The sequence below is a fragment of the Adlercreutzia muris genome (genome assembly GCF_008831045.1).
In the GTDB taxonomy this organism is placed as follows: domain Bacteria; phylum Actinomycetota; class Coriobacteriia; order Coriobacteriales; family Eggerthellaceae; genus Adlercreutzia; species Adlercreutzia muris.
The window spans coordinates 1-564 of sequence record NZ_WAJS01000088.1; the positions used below are offsets into that span (position 1 = coordinate 1).

At 64.7% G+C, this 564-nt stretch carries 1 protein-coding gene; it reads right to left on the bottom strand.

The genetic code is table 11. The annotated features are described in order from the left end of the window. Positions 1–241 precede the first annotated feature (241 nt). Positions 242–564: hypothetical protein (locus F8D48_RS11495; protein ID WP_151432174.1), on the bottom strand; the 323-nt coding region annotated here is incomplete at its 5' end.

The following is a 564-nucleotide window of genomic DNA, read 5'->3' on the forward strand; positions in this document are numbered from 1 at the left end:
GTCCTCCACGACGAATATCCGGGCCACGGGGCCTCCTTCGCACTCGGTTTCTCGCACCGCGCCTCGGGGCCGATGCCATGGTTCGCCCCTCATACTATGGCAAGGGGGCGCGAACGCCCCCGAGCCGTAACCGTTTCGTCAACGTGCCGTCAGCGAACCCGTTGGTTTCAGGCGGTGCCGGCACCGCTTCCTCCGCATGGCGCAACGATGCGCGCCGCATCAGCTCTGGCAGATCGGCCGGTCAGCCGCGCTTCGCGTAGGTGTGCGGCAACAGGGGGCACCCCGGCTCCACGTTCATGAAGTAACGCAGCAGGAAGGTGAGGCCCGCCACCGTGAGCGCGATGCCCAGGCCCGTGTAGAAGAACGCGATGAACCAGTCGGGCACGAGCCCCGACATGCGCAGGCCGATGCCGCCGCCCATCATGATGGCCATCATGATGTAGCCCTTCTTGTCGAAGAACTTCAGGATGTTCGTCTTGGCCTCCTCGTAGCCGCCGATGCGCTTGGCGTGCTTGCCCACCATCTTCTGGAAGATGCGCGAGTGGAACAGCACGAAGATCACCG